Here is a 20,090-nt window from a genome sequence, read left to right on the forward strand (position 1 = left end):
GCGGCTTCCGCCGCGACAAGTGCAGAATTGCTACCCTGCTCAATTCTCGGTAGTTTCCGCTCCCGAAGCAGCCCGCCCCAACGCAACAGGACAGCGAGAAACGCAAGTGGCGCCCATCCAATACATCGTCGAGGGCGGTCACCGGCTCTCGGGCTCGATCGAGCCGTCCGGCAACAAGAATTCGGCACTGCCGATCATCGCCGCCGCCCTGCTCACCTCGCATCCGGTGACGCTGGAGAACGTGCCGCGGATCCGCGACACCGAGACGCTGGTCGAACTGATCCGCTCGGTCGGTGCGTCCGCGGAATGGACCGCCCGTAACACGCTCCACATCCACGCCAAGAGCATCCGCGCCGCCGATCTCGACCCCGAGCTGTGCGTGCGGATCCGCGCCTCGATCCTGCTCGCCGGCCCCCTGCTCGCCCGCTGCGGCGAAGTGATGCTGCCGCCGCCCGGCGGCGACGTGATCGGCCGCCGCCGGCTCGACACCCATGTGCTGGCGCTGGAGCAGTTAGGGGCCAAGGTCACCGCGACCGACCGGCTCGAATTCCGCGCGCCCAGGCTGGCCGGCGCGGACGTGTTCCTGGACGAGCCCAGCGTCACCGCGACGGAGAACGCGCTGGTCGCGGCGGTCGCCGCCGACGGCGTCACCTATTTGCGCAACGCGGCCTCCGAACCGCACGTGCAGGACCTCGCCAACTTCCTGGTCGCGCTCGGCGCTCAGATCGAGGGCATCGGCACCAACACCATGATCGTCCACGGGCCGGCGACGCTGGGTGGGACGATTTACCGGATCCAGCCCGACCACATCGAGGTCGGCTCGCTGATCGGGCTTGCCGCGGTGACGCGCTCGCCCCTGCGCATCACGCGCGCCGGCGTCGAGCATCTGCGCTCGATCCGCATGGGGTTCGAGCGGCTCGGCATCGTCTGCCGCGTCGAGGGCGACGACCTGATCGTGCCGTCCAATCAAACATTGAAGATCCAGGACGATTTCGGCGGCCACGTGCCCAAGCTGGAGGACCAGCCCTGGCCGGCCTTCCCGGCCGATCTGATGTCGATCGCGATCGTCACCGCCACGCAATGCGAGGGCGTCATCCTGATGTTCGAGAAGATGTTCGAATCCAGGATGTTCTTCGTCGACAAGCTGATCGCGATGGGTGCGCGTATCGTGCTGTGCGACCCGCACCGCGCGATCATCGCCGGTCCCAGCCGCCTCCACGGCGCAACCATGACCTCGCCAGACATCCGCGCCGGCATGGCGATGCTGCTGGCGGCCGTGTGCGCCCAGGGCACCTCCACCATCAACAACGCCGACCAGATCGAGCGCGGCTACGAGCGCATCGAGGAACGGCTGAACGCACTGGGCGCGAAGATCAAGCGCGTGCCGGAGCGGAAGGGCTGAGGCGCTGCCTCTGCATCCGCGAATGGTCTCCTGCCCCGGACGCAGCGCAGCACGCGAGTGATGCGCTGCTGAGCCGGGGCCCATGTTGCCGAGATCTACGCCCGTGACTTCTGGGTCCCTGTGTATCGAAATTCTGTCATGGTGGAGTGGGCGGGAAGCCGTTGGGTCCTTGGCGCTTGACGCCGTGAGCCGGCTCGGTCTCCCGCCCGTTCCATCTATCAACCTGAACAGTTGCACGAGGCTGCGCCAACAGACCTCGCATCACAGGGACAGGCACCATGATCATACGCCCTCGTTACGTCGGAATCGACGTCTCCAAACGATATCTCGATATCTTCGATGAGAGCCTGGGCGTGCCGGAGCGCATCGCCAACGCGCCGCAGGCCATCACACAGATCGCGGCGCGTTGGCGATGCGATGTGCTGGTCGTCTTTGAAGCCACGGGCGTCTATGACCTTGAGCTTCGTGAGGCGCTCAGCCAGGCCGGCATCCGCTTTGCCCGGATCAACCCGGCCCGGGCCCGGGACTTTGCGCGCGCCAGCGGCCAGCTCGCCAAGACCGACCCGATCGATGCCCGGATGCTGGCGAGCTTTGCCCGGGCCATGCAGCCTGCCGCTGAGCAGGCTGCCAATCCTGCCCGCAATGCCCTGGCGGGGCTTGCAAAACGGCGGGATCAACTGGTTCTCATGCGTGCCCAGGAGAAGAACAGGCGCAGCGAGGCCGAGGACCGCGCCATGGCCGATCGCATCGGTCGGCTCATTGAAGTCCTCGACAATGAGATCGCCGAAATCGAGGCCGATATTAGCGCGCTGATCAAGACTGAGCCGGAGGTCTCCGATGATGCGCAGTTGATGCGGTCACTTCCCGGCGTGGGCCCCGTAACCTGCATGCAGCTGATCGCGCAGATGCCGGAACTCGGAAAAGTGGGACCGAAGCAGGTGGCCGCGCTCGCCGGCCTGGCTCCCTTCAACGTCGACAGCGGCGCTTACCGCGGCAAGCGGAAGATCGTCGGGGGCCGAAAGCGCGTCCGCGATGCCCTCTACATGGCCGCTCTCAATGCGGTCCGCCGGGCCGATCCATTCAAGGCCTTCTACGCTCGACTGCGACAGGCCGGTAAACCTGCCAAGCTCGCTCTCATTGCCGTTGCCAGGAAGCTGTTGACGGTCCTCAACGCCATCATGCGCGATCGAAAGCCGTACCTGTACACCAGACCAACATAACAGTTGCCGGCTCGCGCTTCGCGCGTCCGGGACACGAGAGCCATGTTTCCGTCGCCCGGCCATGCTATTGAGCCGCCATGCTCGACACCGTGCAACCTCGTCGGCAGCCGCAAGCCGGCGTGCCGCAAAACCATCTCGCGCAGGAATTTGTCGAGACGCTGCGGCTGGCCGTGCCGCTGATGCTGACGCAGCTCGGGCAGATCGCGATGATCACGACCGATCTGGCGCTGATCGGGCGGCTCGGCGAGGACGCGGTCGCCGCGGCGGCGCTGGCGCACACCGTCTATTTCGTCAGCTTCACCTTCGGCCTCGGCCTGATGTCCGCGGTATCGCCGCTGGCGGCGCAGGCCTTCGGTGCCGGCGACGTCAGGCTGATCCGGCGCTCCTTGCGCGTTGGACTGTGGGTCGCCTTCCTGATCTCGCTGCCGATGATGGCCTCGCCGCTCTATGGCGAGCAGATCCTGCTCGCGCTCGGCCAGGCGCCGCAATCGGCCGCGCTGGCGCAACGCTATCTCGACGGATTGGCCTTGGGCATCGCACCGGCGCTCGGCTTCATCGCGCTGCGCAGCATGATGAGCGCGGTGAACCGGCCGCAGCCGCCGCTATGGATCACGCTCGCGGCGATCCCGATCAATGCCGTGCTGGTCTACGCCCTGATCCACGGCCTGTTCGGCCTGCCCGAGCTCGGCCTGTTCGGCGCGGGACTTGGGACCACGCTCGTCAATCTCGGCACGTTCATCGCGACCCTCGCCATCGCGGGGCTGCGCAAGCCGTTTTCGGACTACCGCCCGCTCGCCCGGCTGTGGCGGATCGACTGGCCCCTGATGCGCCAGCTGATCGCGATCGGCGCGCCGATCTCGTTTTCCCTTCTGCTGGAATATGGCCTGTTCTCCTCGGCGGCGCTGCTGATGGGGTTGATCTCGACCACCGCGATTGCCGCGCATCAGATCGCGCTGCAGGTCACCGCGGTGCTGTTCATGGTGCCGCTCGGCATCGGCATGGCGGCGACGGTGCGGGTTGGCCACGCCTTCGGCCGGGGCGATCCGGCGGCGGTGAAGCGCGCGGGACTCGCCGCAGCCGTGCTCGGTATCGCGCTTGTCTCGGCCCTGACGCTCGCGATCATCCTCGCTCGCTATGAGCTGGGACGATTGTTCTTCGGCAGCAATGAAGCCAGCGCGCCTACGGTCGGGCTGACCGCCACGCTGCTGCTGGTCGGCGCCACCTTCTTCATCGCCGACGGCCTTCAGACCATCATGGGCGGTGCGCTGCGCGGCATCAACGACACCAGGATGACGCTGCTGTTTGCCGCGATCGGCTATTGGGGCATCGCCTTTCCCGTCGCCTGGGTGCTGGCCTTCCACACGGGGCTGGGCGCGGTCGGCATCTGGGTCGGGTTCTCGGTCGGGACGTTCGTGTATGCCGGGCTGCTGATCTTGCGCTTCCGGATGCTGACGCGCAGACTGGCGGGATGACGCCGACAGGTTACGAAGTCATGCTCTTCCAGAAACTCGTCCTCCGCGGCATGATGGGACCGATCGTGGAGCGGGCCCAATGACGCTGTCCGTCGACCTGTTCTTCTCCTTCCGCAGCCCCTTCAGCTACCTGGCGCTGCCCAAGACTCTGAAGCTCGTGGAGGACTATGATCTCGCCGTGAACCTGCGGCCGGTCTATCCGCTCGCGGTGCGCGTGCCCGGCTTCTTCAAGAAGGCCAGCCCGAATTTCATTCGCTATGTCGTGCTCGACAGCACGCGCGTCGCCCAGCACGAGGGCATTCCGTTCCGCTTTCCCCGGCCCGATCCGATCGTGCAGGACAAGACGAATTTCGATGTCGCGGCCGAGCAACCCTATATCCACCGCCTGACCCGGCTCGGCGCGATGGCGCAGCTCGAGGGACGCGCGCTCGCATTCACTCATGCGATCGCGCGCGTGCTGTGGGATGGTTCGGTCGCCGGATGGAACGAGGGCGACCATCTCGCGCGCGCGGCCGCGAACGCCGGCTTCGATCTCGCCGCGATGGACGCCGCGATCACCGCCGATCCGGATCGCTACGAGCAGGTGATTGCGGAGAACGAGAAGGACCACGCCGCGTCGGGCCATTGGGGCGTGCCGACCTTCGTGTTCGAGAACGAGCCGTTCTTCGGCCAGGACCGCATCGACCTCCTGGTCTGGCGCATGCAGGGCAAGGGCCTGGCGAAGCGCTAGGCCAGATTCCGCGCGATCTCGAAAAGCCGTCGCTTGACACGTCGGAGATACAAGCCGGCCACGCGTACCGACATAGGTCAACATGCCGCGGCCATCAGTGCGTCCCCGTTGACATCGGTCAAACGACTCATCTCAACGGCTGCATAGCGTCTGACATCCGGAAGGAGTCGCGATCATGCTGCCGTTCACGATCGAGCAATTCCTCGGCGTTTTTGCGAATTACAACCGGGCCATCTGGCCGGCGCAGGTTCTCGCATATCTGATGGGCGGGTTGGCCTTCTCGCTGGTTTTTCGCAAGGGCCGATGGTCCGATCAGATCATCGCCGGAATTCTCGCGTCGATGTGGGCGTGGACCGGGATCGTCTATCACCTGATCTTCTTCGCATCGATCAACAAGCTGGCCTATGTTTTCGGCGCGCTGTTTGCAATGCAGGCGGCGGCCTTCATTTATTTTGCCGCGTCTCGGAGCCACTTGAATTTCGGCTATGCGGGGAGACCGGCGGGATTCATCGGGGTCGCGTTGGTGGTCTACGCAGCGGCGATCTACCCGCTGTTCGGCCTCGAGATGGGTCAACTCCCCAACCAACTACCGATGTTTGGGGTCACGCCGTGTCCCGTCACCATCTTCAGTTTCGGGATGCTGTTGCTGACGAGAGCGCCGGTCTCGCGCTGGCTGCTTGTGATCCCATTCTTGTGGTCGCTTGTCGGAGGCAGCGCCGCGATATTTCTTCGCGTGCCACAAGACTGGGCGTTGCTGATGGCTGGAATTGTCTCTCTGGCACTGCTGATCGTGCGTGACCGGCGAATGGCACCGGCCGGATAGTTCCAGCACCAGCTCACTCCGCGAGCTTCGCCTGCCCACCTGCCGCCGCCTCCGACCATTCGCCGACGACACGATCGAGGTCGCAGAGATTCTGGTGCATCTGCTCCAGCGAGAAGCCGAGCGCGAAGAAGCGCTCGGCGGTGTCGCCGGGATGACCGCGAATCAAACCATCCTGGCGGACGGCGGCGACCGCCTCGGCATAGTGCTGGAGCGCGACGTGGACGGGGTGGATGGGCGGCGCGCCGGCGCCTTCGCGCAAGGCACTGGCTGCCGAACGCAGGAAGCGCGCGATCGCGGTCGACACTTCGGTCAGCGGAGCGGCAAGGCGCATCTGCACCTCGACCGGCAGCGGCACCACGGTGGCGCGGCCGATCATGACGACGTCGTGGCGCAGCCGCAGAACCGTTCGCAGCAGCGGGCCGGTGTCGGGCCCGCTCGACAGGCGGGCGGCGCGCTCGCGTTCGGCCTCCGCGCCGATGGCATTCATGCCCACCATCGCGGTGCCGATGCCGTCCTGGATCCGGTGCAGCGCGTCGTTGTCGCGGCCGCGCGTGAGGCCGGCGAGCAATTCCGTGAAGGCATCCGCGATCAGCTCGAGCAATTGTGCCGCAGCAGCACGAATCTGGCGCACCGCGCGCGAGGGCAGCACCAGGAACGAGACCAAGAGTCCCGTGACCGCGCCGACACCAACCTCGCTGACGCGGTCGATTGCCGACGTCATGGGATCGGAATGATGCATGGTCGGAACCAGCAGCACGATCACGGCGGTCACGGTGGCCGCGCTGAGGCTCGGATTGATCGCAGCGATGAAGGCGAGCGGGGCGACCGAGAGCACCAGGAGCCCGAGCAGGCCCACCTCGCTGGAATAGGGGATCAGGATCGCGATGGCGCCGCCATAGATCGCGCCGCCGATGGTGCCGAGCATGTAGTCGCGCGTTGCCTTCAGCGAGCGCCCGACGCTCATCTGGGTCACGATCAGCGAGGTCAGGACCGCCCAGAGCGGCAATAACAGATGCAGCGCGGTGGCGAGTGCATAGGCCGCGGTCGCCGCGACGGTGACCCGGATCGCCAATCCCAGTTGGGTCCGCCGCGACCTGATCCGGTCGAACAGCTCTTTTGCGAGTGCCATGGTCAGAAGTCCCGATCCTCTCGAGGCCAGGCAAAAGCATGGCTGCTGCCCGCGGCCGCAAGGCTGCTTGAAAGGCCAAATCAGCCCGCCTAACTTGCGCGCCAAAACGAGGAAACACGATGGCTCACGAAACCGCAACGCTCGCCGCCTATGTCTTCAATCTGAAATACGGGGATATTCCGGCAGAGGTGCTGGAGCGCGCCAAGGTGCTGACGCTGGACTTCCTCGGCAGCGCGATCCGGGCCCGCAGCGAAGCGGAATCGACCCCGTCGATCCTGAAGATGCTGGAGGCGCTGGCACTCGACACCAAGGGCGAATCCACCGTGTTCGGCGACAGCAAGACCTGGACACCGGCGGTCGCGGCCCTGCTCAACGGCGCGCTCGGCCATTCCCTCGATTTCGACGACACCCACGCTGATTCCTCGCTGCATCCGAGCGCGCCTGTAGTCCCGGCCGCCTTCGCCGTCGGCGAGATGGTCGGCGCGTCGGGGCGCGACGTGCTGACCGCGATCGTCGCGGGCTATGAGGTCTGCTGCCGGCTCGGCAATGCGCTCGACCCGACCTCGCATTACGCGCGCGGCTTCCACCCGACCGCGACCGCCGGCACCTATGGCGCCGCCGCGGCGGCCGGAAAACTGTTCGGCCTCAGCGAGAAGCAGCTGATCGCCGCCTTCGGCGTCTCCGGCAGCCAGGCCGCGGGCTCGCTGCAATTCCTGGTCAACGGCGCCTGGAACAAGCGCTATCAGGTCGGCGCGGCCGCGATGAACGGCGTGATCGCCGCGACGCTGGCGCGCAACGATTTTGTCGGCGCGACGGAATCGGTCGAGGGCAAGCACGGCCTGCTCGCCGGCTACACCGACGACGCGCATCCGGGCAAGGCGGTCGCCGAGCTCGGCAAGACCTATGAGACCATGAAGATCGGCGTCAAACCCTATCCGAGCTGCCGCTATACGCATGCAGCAATCGACGCGCTGATCGCGATGCGGCGTGAGCACAATCTGACGCCCGACCAGGTGAAGCGCGTCGAGATCGGCTTGCATCGCAACGGCATCACGCTCACCGGCGATGCCGCGACCAAGCGGCATCCGACCTCGATCGTCGGCGGCCAGTTCTCGATGTTCTTCACCGGCGCGCTTGCGCTCGACCAGGGTTCGTTCGGCTGGGACGATTACAACCGCCTCGGCGACGCCGCGATCGATGCGCTCGCCGACAAGTTCGACGTGGTGCAGGATGATCGGTTGGAGGTCGGCCGCACGCATCCGTTCGGCGCCCGGGTCAGCATCACCACGGACGACGGCGTGCACGAGCGGCTCTATGCCGATCCGTCCGGAGAGCCGAATTCGTTCCCGGATGCGCAGGCGATGCAGCAGAAGTTCCTGACGCTGGCGCGCCCGGTGCTGAACGCGCGTGCGGAGAAGTTTGCGGACGCGATCATGACGCTGGAGCGGTTCGATCGCGTGGCCAAGGCGACGGAGCTGGGGAGGTAGTCGTCATCTTTCCCTCTCCCCTTGTGGGAGAGGGTGGCTCGCCGCGCAGCGGCGAGACGGGTGAGGGGTATGCCTCAGCAGACGAATCTCTCTCATCTGTCGTGCGGATGGATACCCCTCATCCGGCGCTTCGCGCCACCTTCTCCCGCAAGGGGAGAAGGAAGAAGAAGCAACCCGCTCTTCTCAATCCGCCCCCGCCAGCTTTCCCTTCTCCCGCGTCGCGGCCACGACATCACGCACGAGCTCGAACACGCCGTCCGCTTCCGGCGGACCGTTCGGCGAGCGGCCAAGGCGGACGATCACCAATTGCTCCGACGGGATCACGATGGTGTATTGCCCGATGGTGCCCTTGGCGAAGAAGGCATCGCGCGGCCAGCCATGGGCGATGCGCAACTTCGCGCCAAAGCTGTCGCCCTGGTTGGTCCAGAAGCCGGCACCGATGCCGACCCACGCGTTCGGCGTTGCCGTCGCCGAATAGTTCGCCCATCCCTCAGGCAGAATGCGTCTGCCGCCGGCGATGCCGTCATTGAGATAGAGCTGGCCGAAGCGCGCCCAGTCGCGCGCGGGTGCGAGCATCTCGCTCGATCCTTCGATCGTGCCGGAGCCATCGAGCTGGAGGACGACACGGCGCATGCCGAGCGGGGCGAACAATTCGCGGCGCGCAAAGCGTAACGCGTCTTCGGGATTGCCGCCGGCCGCTTCGCGGATCAGATGCGAGAGGATGATGATGTTGCCGTCGTGATAATTCCAGGCAGCGCCTGGCGCGGTCTCGAGCGGGATGGTCTCGGCATAGGCGGCCATGTCCGATTCCATGAACTTCATCCGGTTGACCGGCTCGAAGGCTGAGCCGAGCGAGGCCTGCAGCGAGCTGCCGAGCGCAAGCCCTGCGGTATGGCGCAGAAGCTGGTCCACCGTGATGGCATGTCGGGGATCATCGGGGTCTTTCCAGGCCGCGACCGGCGCGGGCCCGTCGAGCTTCAGCTTGCCCTGGCGCACCAACACGCCGATCAGCGCCGAGATGATCGACTTCGTCATGGAGAAGCCGAGCAGCGGCGTCTCCGGTCCAATGCCCTCTGCATAACGCTCCGCGACGACGCGGCCCGACTTCATCACGACCACCGCGCGGGTGCGCCGGTAAGGCGGCTGCGTCGGCTCGGTGAAGGCGCGACCGAGCGCGGCTGCAAGTGAGGAGCTTTGCGGCGGCACGATCGCAGGGCCTGCGATCTCGGGCAGAAGCGCGGGCTGCCTGTCGTTCGCGGGCGGCTCGACAGCAGCAATCCCCGCGCCATGGTCGAGCGTGCAGCCGAGCCCCTCGCGATAGACGGCACGGCTGCGGCCGACGCCGAACAGCGTCACCGTGACGTCCTTGCGGACGCGATCGACCCGGGTGTCCATGGCCCAGGTGATCAGGCCCGTTCCGGGCATCGCATCGGTGGTCTCGGTGAAGTTGCGCTGCGGATCGAGGCCGGAGATGAACGTCTCCGAGCACAGGATGTCGGCGACGAAGCCGGTGGCGACCTTCGGCACATCGCGAGCGCGCGCGACGCCGAGCGCGAGGCCGGCAGCGGTGATGGTGGCGGTGAGGAGGACGATCTGGCGGCGGGTCACTGGCTTTCTCCGGCTTGGGGCGCGAGCCCGGGAGGAAGCCGGAGCGGGCAGAAGCATGCTCGCCGGATTTGGAAAATGGTCTGGTCAAAGTCGGAGAGGACTGGCTGATTCTGAAATCGCGTTGCGATTACAGCAGCTTAGGATTTAGGCCGCATTCACTTTCAGCCGGCGGTACTCCGTCGGTGTCACGCCCGTGACGGCCTTGAAGGCGCGGTTGAACGGGCCGAGCGACTGGAAGCCGGCGTCCATGGCGATGGTGATGACGGGGACCTCGGCCTGGGCGGGATCGGCCAGCGCGGCCTTGGCCTCCTCGATCCGGTGATTGTTCAGGAACACATTGAAGTTGCGATAGCCGAGGCGCTGGTTGATCAGCCGGCGCAGCCGGTATTCCGGGATCTTCAGCCGACCCGCCAGCACGCCGATGGTGATGTTCTCCTGGCGATAGACCCGCTCGTCCGCCATCAGCCGCATCAGGGCATCGATGAGCTTTTGATCGGCGGCGTCTTCAGCGGCTTGCGGAGCGAAAACGACCACCGGCGCGGCCTTCGCTTCGACCGGAAACAGATCGGCGGCATCGACGCGCATCATGGCGTAGGCGATGGCCGCGACGATACAGGCGAGCACGCCAGTATTGATCGCGTCGGCGACATCGCCGACTTTGCTGCCCGCGACGGCGATCTGGAGAGCCGCATTCACGCCGCCATAGAGCGCGCCCGCACAGACGATGAACACGCGAACGCGGCGGCGGCGCTCGACCAGATCGGCCGGCCACGAGGCGATCGTCTGCCCAATCGCAAGCGCGATGAAGCCAAGCACGATCAGATTGACCACCGTCACCGAGAATCGCACATGGCCGCCCGGCGCAATCCAGACGCAGCCGGCGAAGCTGAAAGCCGTCACCAGCGCCCAGACCCACCCGTGCCACCAGCGGAGGCGAAACTCGTCGTCGAACAGCGCGCGCGTGAACAGCCAGAATACCACGATGTTGCCGGTCGATAGCGCAACCAACGGCGCATGCGATACCGGGATCCGCGACGTGACACCCACTGAATAGCTCACCGCATGCGCGGCCAAGCCCAGTGCGAGAGCAGCACCGAGCCGCCCCGCCAGCACGTTGCGGAAATCGGCGATCAATGACGCCGCCAGCACCAGCAGCAGAGCGACGCTGGCGGCGCGAAAGGCGAGCTCGGTTGCGGCAAGGGTCATCGGCTGGGCGAACGGTCGCAGTTGAAAGCAGCCGAACATCGTTGGTTGCGCCGGCTTTTTCAAGGACGATCCGCATGCCACGCCTAGAGCCACTTCCACTTGTGCATTTGGCGCTGTTGCGGCCCGCGGCGTAGAGCGCCGCCTTTGCCGCGACGATGCTGCAAATTCCTGCTAGGCTCGCGTCCAAGAAAGTCAAAAAGGAGTCCCCTCATGAGCTGGCAGCCCTCGAACGATCCCGTGCTCGGCGATCCCATGTCCTGCGACGCGCTCGACCTCGTCATCGTGCCGCGCACGCGCGATCTCGGCGACGGATTCGCGGTGCGGCGCGCGCTGCCGCACGGCAAGCGGCAGATGGTCGGGCCGTTCATCTTCTTCGACCATTTCGGCCCGGTGCAGTTCGTCTCCGGCAAGGGCATGGATGTGCGGCCGCATCCGCATATCGGGCTTGCCACCGTGACCTATCTGTTCGACGGCGCGATCATGCATCGCGACAGCGAGGGCAACGTCCAGGAGATCGCGCCGGGCGCGATGAATTTGATGACGGCGGGGCGCGGCATCGCGCATTCCGAGCGGACGCCGGACGCGCAGCGCGCCTCGGGCCAGAAGATGCTGGGCCTGCAGAGCTGGATCGCGCTGCCGGCGGGATCGGAGGAGATCGCGCCGTCATTCCAGCATTACGCGGCCGGCGATCTGCCGATGATTTCCGAGCGCGATTTTACCGCGCGGGTGATCGCGGGTTCGGCGTTCGGCATCACCTCGCCGGTCACGATGGTGTCGCCCTGGTTCTACACCGAGGTCACGGCCGTCGCGGGCGCGAGCGTGCCGCTCGACCCTGACCATGAGGAGCGGGCGATCTACGTGGTGGAGGGCGAGGTCGAGATCGCGAACGAGCGCTATGAGGGGCCGCGGCTGCTGATCTTCCGCCCCGGCGACCGCATCACCGTGAAGGCAATCAAGGCGACGCGAATGATGTTTCTCGGCGGCGATGCACTGGAGGGGCCGCGCCACATCTGGTGGAATTTCGTCTCCTCCAGCAAGGAGCGGATCGAGCAGGCCAAGCAGGACTGGAAAACCGGCCGCTTCGCCGCAGTTCCGCAGGAACACGAGTTCATTCCGCTGCCGGAATAGGCTAATCCGGTGTCCGGCCGTACCATCAGGCGCGACCGGATTCCCCTGCCCTGCCCGCGAAAGCTCTGCCGATGACCACCATGCTCTCCAGCGACCTGCCCCTGCCCAAGATCGGACGCGGCAAGGTGCGCGACATCTACGCCGTCGACGACGACCGCCTGCTGCTGGTCACCACCGACCGCATCAGCGCCTTCGACGTGGTGATGGGCGAGACCATCCCGATGAAGGGCGCGGTGCTGACCCAGATCAGCGCGTTCTGGTTCAACGAGCTCGAAGGTGTGGTGCCGCATCACATGATCAGTGCCGACACCGACGAGATCATCGCCGCCGTGCCGGCGCTGAAGCCGCACCGCGCCGAGATCCTCGGCCGCGCCATGCTGTGCAAGCGCACCACCGTCTTCCCGATCGAATGCGTGATCCGCGGCTATCTCTCGGGCTCGGCCTGGAAGGAGTATGCCGCCTCAGGCACGCTCGCCGGCGAGACGCTGAAAGCGGGTCTCGTCGAGAGCGAAAAGCTGGAGCCTGCGATCTTCAGCCCGGCGACCAAGGCCGAGACCGGCCATGACGAGAACATCACCATCGCGAAGATGCGTGAAGTGGTCGGCGACGAGACCGCATACACGCTGGAGAGCATGACGCGCGCGATCTACACGCTCGGCGAGGAGCTGGCGCGTGAGCAGGGCATCATCATCGCCGACACCAAGTTCGAGTTCGGCCTCGACAAGGACGGCCGCATCATCCTGATCGACGAAGTCATGACGCCGGATTCCTCGCGCTTCTGGGCGGTCGATGCCTACAAGCCCGGCCAGCCGCAGGCGAGCTTCGACAAGCAGCCCCTGCGCGACTATCTCGACGTCGAGCGCCGCGCCGGCCGTTGGAACGGCGACGCTCCCCCGCCGCCGCTGCCGGCGAGCGTGGTGGAGGCGACCAGCAAGCGGTATCTGGAAGCGTATCGGCGGGTGACGGGAGCGGAGCTGAAGATCTAGCGCGCGGTTGCTGCCGCGCGATCTCGACTCATTGATCCAGATCAAGCCAGGCGCCCACGATCAAAGAAAGCTGATCCCCTCGGATTGGTACAACAACGAGGGAGATTGCCATGAGGCTGGTCGGCACGAAGCGAACGTTACTTTTTGCAGCCGCTCTGGGCTGCGGAATTTTTGGCTCGACCAACTGGTCAAACGACGCCGGCATCGCGTTCGGCGTTCCAAGCGCTGAAGCCAGAGTCGGCCGGCCGTTAACCCCCGTGAGCGTTGCCGGCGTCGCCCGTCGAACCACGCGCCGCGCGGTCGTAGGGGGCGCGGCTGCGGGTGCGGCAGCTGCCGGCACGGCGTGCGTCCGCGTCTATGTGAACGGCGCCTACGTCTGCCGCTGATGCCATTCGCGCCGGCGAACTCAAATCGCCGGCGCGCATCGTCGATCGTCGGGTTACACCCCCGCCATCATCACGTATTTGATCTCGACATATTCTTCCATGCCGTGGCGGGAGCCTTCACGGCCGAGGCCGCTTTCCTTGACACCGCCGAACGGCGCGACTTCCGTGGTGATCAGGCCGGTGTTGACGCCGACCATGCCTGACTCCAGCGCTTCGGCGACGCGCCAGACGCGGCCGAGATCGCGGGAGTAGAAATACGAAGCCAGGCCGAACGGCGAGGCGTTGCACATCGCGATGACGTCGGCCTCGTCCTTGAAGCGGATCACCGGCGCGAGCGGGCCGAAAGTTTCTTCCTGCGACACCAGCGAGTCCGACTTGACGTCGGCGAGCACCGTGGGCTCGAAGAACGAGCGGCCGAGCTCGCTGCGCTTGCCGCCGGTCACGACCTTGGCGCCGCGCTTGACGGCGTCGGCAATGTGGCGCTCGACCTTGTCGACCGCCTTCATGTTGATCAGCGGGCCCTGCGTGACGCCGGCTTCGGTGCCGTCGCCGATCTTCATCGCGGCGACTTTCTTCGAGAGCTTCTGCACGAACTCGTCGTAGATCTTGTCCTGGGCGTAGAGGCGGTTGGCGCAGACGCAGGTCTGGCCCATGTTGCGGTACTTCGAGACGATGGCGCCTTCGACCGCAGCGTCGATGTCGGCATCGTCGAACACCACGAAGGGCGCATTGCCGCCGAGCTCGAGGCCGAGCCGCTTCACGCCGACGGAGGCCTGCTGATAGAGGATCTTGCCGACCGCGGTCGAGCCGGTGAAGCCGACGAAGCGCACGGCCGGATGCTCGCACAGCACCTTGCCGATCGGCGGCGCGTCACCGGTGATGATGTTGAGCACGCCCTTGGGGATGCCCGCCTTCTCGGCGAGCACGGCCAGCGCCAGCGCCGACAGCGGGGTCTCGTTGGCGGGCTTCAGCACCACGGTGCAACCGGCGGCCAGTGCCGGCGACACTTTTCGCGTGATCATCGAGTTCGGGAAATTCCATGGCGTGATGGCGCCGCAGACGCCGATCGGCTGCTTGATCGCGAGCAGCCGCGCATCGGGCCGCTGCGTCGGGATGGTCTCGCCATAGACGCGCCTCGCTTCCTCGGCGAAGAATTCGATATAGGCCGCGCCAATATCGACCTCGCCGAGCGCCTCCGAGAGCGGCTTGCCCTGCTCCGAGGTGAGGATCAGTGCGAGGTCCTCGCGGTTGGCTGTGATCAGCTCGAACCATTTGCGCAGGATGTTGGAGCGCTGCTTGGCGGTGTGCTTGGCCCAGCCCGGAAAGGCGCGCTCGGCGGCTTCCACCGCCCTGGTGGTCTCGTCCGCGCCGAGCTGCGGAACTCTTGCCAGCTCGACGCCGGTCGCGGGATTGTTGACGGCGAACACCGGCGTGCCGACCCAGGCGCCGTCGATGTAGCAGGCCTCCTTCAGGAGCGAAGGGTCCTTCAACCGGTCGCGCAGGGTGGCGGTGGCTTGCGGGGCGCGTGCGGCGGCGGTCGGTGTCATGGCGTTACTCCCAGGGGCAATCGGACTTGGGCGATCGGATCGGCCCGGAATATAGGGGCAAGCGGTGCCCAATGCACCGCCCCGCAACGCACATCTGCCTGTAGCTTGGGAGAGAGCGGCCTTACGCCGCGCCGCTCATATAGGTCTCGCGGCGGCCAATCATGCGCTCGGCCGCGGCCTTAGCGTCGGCCTTCGAGGAGGTCGCGCAGGTCCGGTATTCGAGATCGGGCACGTCGGACGCGTTGCGGCGTCCGAACCACGACTTGGAGCCGACCGGCAGCAGCGCCAGGGATTGCGCCAGATTGTCGACCGCACCGAAGGAATAGAGCGCGCCGGTGCCGGCGACACGGACCTCGTAAATGCCGGGCGAGATCGGCGCCTCCAGGTTCTCGCCCCGTCCGGGACGGGGATAGCGCTTCCATTCACTCCAGGTCGAAATCATTTGAGGTCCCCTCGCGGCCGGTCAGCAGCCGCCAATTTGCATCAAGTCTTAACGTCGTCGGCCGATTGGCCGCGAGCTGAAACGCCGCAACGCACAAAATGTTTCAAGTGCTTTCAAACAGGTGAAACATATCGCCAGAGCCCATCCACGGTCACTGCGACGTGCGGCCATCCACCGCAGATTGTGACGGAGTGTTGCCGTTGAGCCCACCTGTCGTCCTGCGTGGCGCACGGACCGTCAAGTCACGACATCGCGACCGCAGCGGGCATCTGGACACGCTTGCCGCACAGAGCGTGCGGGAGGACAATCGATCACTGCCAACAATAATCAAACCCGAGGAAACGCCATGCAAAACAAAGCTGAGATCGACGAGATTTTGCGTCAGAAGAGCGAAGCCAAGGAGATTCCCGGCGTCGTCGCCATCGCCGCCAGCGGTAACGACGTGCTGTATCAGGGCGCGTTCGGCAAGCGCGACCTGTCGAAGCCCGATCCGATGACCGCTGACAGCGTGTTCTGGATCGCCTCGATGACCAAGGCGGTGACGACAGCGGGAGCGATGCAGCTGGTCGAGCAGGGCAAGCTGTCGCTGGATGCGCCGATCGGCGAGCTGTTGTCCGATCTCGCCAATCCGCAAGTGCTCGAAGGTTTTGACGCCAAGGGCGAGGCCAAGCTGCGGCCGGCCAAGCGGCCGATCACCCTGCGCCAGCTCATGACCCACACCGCCGGGTTCTGCTACAATATGTGGAACGGCGATCTCGCGGTCTATCTGGACAAGCACGGCATTCCCGCGATCACCACCTGCCAGAACGCGGCGCTGAAGACGCCCATCATGACCGACCCCGGCACGCGCTGGGAATACGGCACGAACATTGATTTCGTCGGCAAGGCGGTGGAGGCCGTCAGCGGCAAGCGGCTGGATGCCTACCTGCGCGACAACCTGTTCAACCCGCTCGGCATGAGCGACACGGCGTTCAAGATCACCGACAGCATGCGCAAGCGCCTCGTCGGCATGCATGCGCGCGGCGAGGACGGCCAGCTCGCAGCGATCCCGTTCGAGCTGGAGCAGGAGCCGGAATTCCACATGGGTGGCGGCGGCCTCTATTCGACCGCAGCCGATTACATCAAGTTCACCCAGATGATCCTGAACAAGGGCCGCGGCAACGGCAACCAGGTGCTGAAGGCCGAGACCGTGGCGACGATGGGCCAGAACCACATCGGCGATCTCGCCATGGGCAAGATGACGACATCGGCGCCGATGTACACCAACGACGTCGATCTCTATCCGGAGCAGGTGAAGAAGTGGGGCCTCAGCTTCATGATCAACACCGCCAAGACCGCCGAGGGCCGCAGCGCCGGCAGCCTCGCCTGGGCCGGCCTCGCCAACACCTATTACTGGATCGATCCCGCGCGCGACGTCACCGGCGTGATCCTGATGCAGCTGCTCCCGTTCGCCGACGGCAAGTGCCTGGAGGCGTTCGCAGGCTTCGAGCGCGGGGTCTATGCCGGGCTCGATGCGGGCAGCGGACAGAAGGCGGCCTAGCCACTTAGTATGAGGTGCGCGACGTCGCGCGCCTTCGCAGCAATCGATAACCTCGTGCCCAAAGCCATCGGCTTCAGGCACGAGGCACCAACTTTGAGGAGACGAACTTGGCGAGCGACCTGGCGGATAAAGCGGACAGCTACGTTTGCGGCATCTCGGACACGCCGCTGCTCGGCGACACCATCGGCCGCAGCCTCGACCACGCGGTGCGGCGCTGGGGGAAACGCGAGGCGCTGGTCTCGCCCAGCCACGGCGTCCGATGGACCTGGCGGGAATTCGCCGAGCGGGTCGACGCGCTCGCCGCGGGCTTTCTCGCACTCGGGCTCGAACGCGGGATGCGGATCGGCATCTGGTCGCTGAACCGGCCGGAATGGACGCTGACCCAGTTCGCCGCCGCCAAGGCCGGGCTGATTTTGGTGACGATCAACCCCGCCTACCGGCTCAGCGAGCTGGAGTTTGCGCTGAAGAAGGTCGGCTGCGCGGCGATCGTCACCGCCACCGCCTTCAAGACCAGCAATTACATGGAGATGCTCAACACGCTGTTGCCGGAGCTGGCAGGCTCAAAGCCCGGACAGTTGCACGCGGCACGCTTGCCGGCCTTGCGGATGGTGATTCAGATCGGCGGCCCCGCCGCGGCCGGCACGATCGCCTTCGACGAGGTTGCGCACATGGGCGGCGACCGGCATCGCCAGCAACTTGCCGCGCTCGGCGCTGCGCTTCAATTCGACGACCCCGTCAACATCCAGTTCACCAGCGGCACCACGGGATCGCCGAAGGGCGTCACGCTGACCCACCACAACATCCTCAACAACGGCTATTTCACGGGACGCGCGATGCGGCTGACGGAGCAGGATCGCATCTGCATTCCGGTGCCGCTGTATCATTGCTTCGGCATGGTGATGGGCAACCTCGCCTCGGTCACGCTCGGCACCACCATGGTTTACCCCGGCGAGGGTTTCGATCCGCTCGCGACGCTGCGTACGATCGAACAGGAGAAGTGCACGGCACTCTACGGCGTGCCGACCATGTTCATCGCGGAGCTCGATCATCCCGAGTTCAAGACTTTCAATCTGAAGTCATTGCGCACCGGCATCATGGCCGGCGCGCCCTGCCCGATCGAGGTGATGAAGCGCGTCAACACCGAGATGAACATGCGCGAGGTCACGATCGCCTATGGCATGACCGAGACCAGCCCGGTCAGCTTCCAGAGCGCAACCGACGATCCGCTGGAGCGGCGCGTCTCCACCGTCGGCCGCATTCACCCGCATGTCGAGGTCAAGGTCATCGATCTCGAGGGGCGGATCGTCAAGCGCGGCGAACGCGGCGAACTCTGCACCCGCGGCTACAGCGTCATGCTGGGCTATTGGGAGGAGACGGAGAAGACGGCCGACGTGCTCGACGCCAATGGCTGGATGCACACCGGCGACCTCGCCACCATCGACGACGAGGGTTATTGCAACATCGTCGGCCGCATCAAGGATCTGGTGATCCGCGGCGGCGAGAACCTCTACCCGCGCGAGATCGAGGAGTTCTTGTACCGTCACCCCAAGATCCAGGACGTGCAGATCTTTGGCGTCGCGGACACCCGCTACGGCGAGGAGCTCTGCGCCTGGATCCGCGTGAGGCCGGGCGAGACGCTGACCGCCGAGGAGGTCCGCGCCTTCTGCGACGGCCAGATCGCCCACAACAAGATCCCGCGCTACGTCGAGTTCGTCGACGAATTTCCGATGACGGTGACGGGCAAGATCCAGAAATTCGTGATGCGCGATGCGGTGGAGCAGCGGCTGGGGTTGAAGGCGGCGAAGACGGCGTGAGGGGCTTGCGCTGCCTCCCCAATCACGTGTCATTCCCCGCGAAAGCGGGGAAAGAGACGCGCTCTACGCCGTCAGCCCGCGCTGGCCGGCCAGCTCCTTCAGCGACACCAGCGGGCGGGCGCCGATGTGCTGGATGACTTCGGCGGCCGCGAGTGCGCCGAGTTCGCCGCACTGCTTGTAGGCAAGATTGCGCGCCAGGCCATACAGGAAGCCTGCGGCGAACAGGTCGCCGGCGCCGGTGGTGTCGATGACCTTGTCCACGGGGAAGGCCGGCGCAGCGACGGCATCTTCAGACGAGACCACCATGCAGCCCTTCTCGCTGCGGGTGACCACGCCGAGATTGACGTCGTTACGCAGCTGCTTCAGCGCCGTGTCGAAATCCGACGTCATGTAGAGCGAGTGCAGCTCGGACTCGTTGGCGAACACGATGTCGACGGTGCCGTTGCGCATCAGGGACAGGAACTCGTCGCGATAGCGATCGACGCAGAAGGAATCCGACAGCGTCAGCGCCACCTTGCGCTTGGCGTCATGGGCGATCTTGGCCGCCTTGACGAAGGCGTCCTTGGCGTTCTTGGGGTCCCAGAGATAACCCTCGAGGTAGACGATGCCGGCGCCGGCGATCTCGGCCGGATCGATATCGGCAGGCGACAGGTCCTGCGCCGCGCCGAGATAGGTGTTCATGGTGCGCTCGCCGTCATCCGTGACGAGGATGTAGGAGCAGCCGGTGGCGGGGCCGTCGGTCGCGGCCGGCGTGTTGAAGGCGACGCCGGCAGCGCGGATGTCGTGGACGTAGAGCTTGCCGATCTGGTCGTCCTTCACCTTGCCGACATAGGCCGCGCGGGCCCCGAGGCTGCCGATGCCGACGATGGTGTTGGCGGCAGATCCCCCCGAGACTTCCGTGGCCGGCCCCATGTCCTTGTAGATCGCGGCGGCCCGCGCCTCATCGATCAGGGACATGCTGCCCTTGGTCATGCCGTGCTTGGCCAGAAAGGCCTCATCGGTCCTGACCAGCACGTCGAACAGCGCGTTGCCGATGCCGAGAACGTCATATTTCACGTCAGCCATTCACCTTGATCCTGTTTGGCGGATTGCGAACCCTACGAAAATCCGCTTCCTGTCGGCCTGAAATCTGGCTCGCGGCCTATCACGACCGGCCCCAAGCGGGCAAGC

17 protein-coding genes are annotated in these 20,090 nt (G+C 65.7%); 11 read left to right on the forward strand and 6 right to left on the reverse strand.

Features of this window, described 5'->3' with window-relative positions:
• Nucleotides 1-106: 106 nt before the first annotated feature.
• The 5 genes from murA to ML401_RS00075 all read left to right on the forward strand — a co-directional run bounded on the left by murA (nucleotide 107) and on the right by ML401_RS00075 (nucleotide 5,647).
• Nucleotides 107-1,402 carry a UDP-N-acetylglucosamine 1-carboxyvinyltransferase gene (gene murA / locus ML401_RS00055; protein WP_285808860.1) on the forward strand — a complete coding sequence of 432 codons (1,296 nt, stop codon included), beginning with the start codon at nucleotides 107-109 and terminating at the stop codon, nucleotides 1,400-1,402.
• Between the two features lie 353 nt (nucleotides 1,403-1,755).
• Nucleotides 1,756-2,622: an IS110 family transposase gene (locus ML401_RS00060; protein WP_376717324.1), complete on the forward strand. Its 867-nt coding sequence runs from the start codon at nucleotides 1,756-1,758 to the stop codon at nucleotides 2,620-2,622.
• A 77-nt stretch (nucleotides 2,623-2,699) separates the two neighbouring features.
• Nucleotides 2,700-4,094 carry an MATE family efflux transporter gene (locus tag ML401_RS00065; protein WP_285808861.1) on the forward strand — a complete coding sequence of 465 codons (1,395 nt, stop codon included), beginning with the start codon at nucleotides 2,700-2,702 and terminating at the stop codon, nucleotides 4,092-4,094.
• A 79-nt stretch (nucleotides 4,095-4,173) separates the two neighbouring features.
• Nucleotides 4,174-4,824 (forward strand): 2-hydroxychromene-2-carboxylate isomerase, encoded by a 651-nt coding sequence (locus tag ML401_RS00070; RefSeq protein WP_194405110.1) that lies wholly within the window; start codon nucleotides 4,174-4,176, stop codon nucleotides 4,822-4,824.
• Between the two features lie 175 nt (nucleotides 4,825-4,999).
• On the forward strand, nucleotides 5,000-5,647 hold the full coding sequence (locus ML401_RS00075; RefSeq protein ID WP_211415344.1) for a DUF6064 family protein: 648 nt from the start codon (nucleotides 5,000-5,002) through the stop codon (nucleotides 5,645-5,647).
• Nucleotides 5,648-5,660: 13 nt separating this feature from the next.
• Here ML401_RS00075 and ML401_RS00080 read toward each other — a convergent pair whose 3' ends face one another.
• Entirely contained in the window at nucleotides 5,661-6,776 is a 1,116-nt protein-coding gene (locus ML401_RS00080; RefSeq protein WP_211415343.1) for an aromatic acid exporter family protein, read from the reverse strand.
• Between the two features lie 119 nt (nucleotides 6,777-6,895).
• Between ML401_RS00080 and ML401_RS00085 the strand changes: the two genes are divergently transcribed.
• Complete coding sequence (locus ML401_RS00085; protein ID WP_285808862.1) at nucleotides 6,896-8,263, forward strand: MmgE/PrpD family protein; 1,368 nt, start codon at nucleotides 6,896-6,898, stop codon at nucleotides 8,261-8,263.
• Between the two features lie 183 nt (nucleotides 8,264-8,446).
• Here the strand turns inward: ML401_RS00085 and ML401_RS00090 are convergent, their stop codons facing one another.
• Together ML401_RS00090 and ML401_RS00095 are read right to left on the reverse strand one after the other, a co-directional pair.
• Nucleotides 8,447-9,871 (reverse strand): serine hydrolase, encoded by a 1,425-nt coding sequence (locus tag ML401_RS00090; RefSeq protein WP_285808863.1) that lies wholly within the window; start codon nucleotides 9,869-9,871, stop codon nucleotides 8,447-8,449.
• Between the two features lie 144 nt (nucleotides 9,872-10,015).
• Entirely contained in the window at nucleotides 10,016-11,077 is a 1,062-nt protein-coding gene (locus ML401_RS00095) for a helix-turn-helix domain-containing protein (protein WP_212064908.1), read from the reverse strand.
• A 210-nt stretch (nucleotides 11,078-11,287) separates the two neighbouring features.
• Between ML401_RS00095 and ML401_RS00100 the strand changes: the two genes are divergently transcribed.
• The 3 genes from ML401_RS00100 (at nucleotide 11,288) to ML401_RS00110 (ending at nucleotide 13,577) form a co-directional block, all read left to right on the forward strand.
• Entirely contained in the window at nucleotides 11,288-12,205 is a 918-nt protein-coding gene (locus tag ML401_RS00100) for a pirin family protein (protein ID WP_211415339.1), read from the forward strand.
• Between the two features lie 71 nt (nucleotides 12,206-12,276).
• On the forward strand, nucleotides 12,277-13,191 hold the full coding sequence (locus tag ML401_RS00105; RefSeq protein ID WP_285808864.1) for a phosphoribosylaminoimidazolesuccinocarboxamide synthase: 915 nt from the start codon (nucleotides 12,277-12,279) through the stop codon (nucleotides 13,189-13,191).
• Nucleotides 13,192-13,301: 110 nt separating this feature from the next.
• Entirely contained in the window at nucleotides 13,302-13,577 is a 276-nt protein-coding gene (locus ML401_RS00110; protein WP_211415337.1) for a hypothetical protein, read from the forward strand.
• 53 nt (nucleotides 13,578-13,630) lie between these two features.
• Here ML401_RS00110 and ML401_RS00115 read toward each other — a convergent pair whose 3' ends face one another.
• Both ML401_RS00115 and ML401_RS00120 read right to left on the reverse strand, forming a co-directional pair.
• Nucleotides 13,631-15,124, reverse strand: coding sequence for an NAD-dependent succinate-semialdehyde dehydrogenase (locus ML401_RS00115; RefSeq protein ID WP_285808865.1), 1,494 nt, complete (start codon nucleotides 15,122-15,124; stop codon nucleotides 13,631-13,633).
• A gap of 121 nt (nucleotides 15,125-15,245) precedes the next feature.
• The gene (locus ML401_RS00120; protein ID WP_128922711.1) at nucleotides 15,246-15,566 is read right to left on the reverse strand and encodes a hypothetical protein; all 321 of its coding nucleotides are present in this window, start codon (nucleotides 15,564-15,566) and stop codon (nucleotides 15,246-15,248) included.
• A gap of 346 nt (nucleotides 15,567-15,912) precedes the next feature.
• On the opposite strand from ML401_RS00120, the gene ML401_RS00125 reads away from it, so the two are divergent.
• Entirely contained in the window at nucleotides 15,913-17,106 is a 1,194-nt protein-coding gene (locus ML401_RS00125) for a serine hydrolase (RefSeq protein ID WP_285808866.1), read from the forward strand.
• 119 nt (nucleotides 17,107-17,225) lie between these two features.
• Entirely contained in the window at nucleotides 17,226-18,920 is a 1,695-nt protein-coding gene (locus tag ML401_RS00130) for an AMP-binding protein (RefSeq protein ID WP_211416569.1), read from the forward strand.
• A 63-nt stretch (nucleotides 18,921-18,983) separates the two neighbouring features.
• On the opposite strand, the gene ML401_RS00135 is transcribed toward ML401_RS00130, so the two are convergent.
• Nucleotides 18,984-19,985, reverse strand: a complete 1,002-nt coding sequence (locus ML401_RS00135) for an adenosine kinase (protein WP_212064905.1) — start codon at nucleotides 19,983-19,985, stop codon at nucleotides 18,984-18,986.
• Between the last annotated feature and the right edge of the window lie 105 nt (nucleotides 19,986-20,090).

This window comes from Bradyrhizobium sp. 62B, assembly GCF_030272265.2.
In the GTDB taxonomy this organism is placed as follows: Bacteria; Pseudomonadota; Alphaproteobacteria; order Rhizobiales; family Xanthobacteraceae; genus Bradyrhizobium.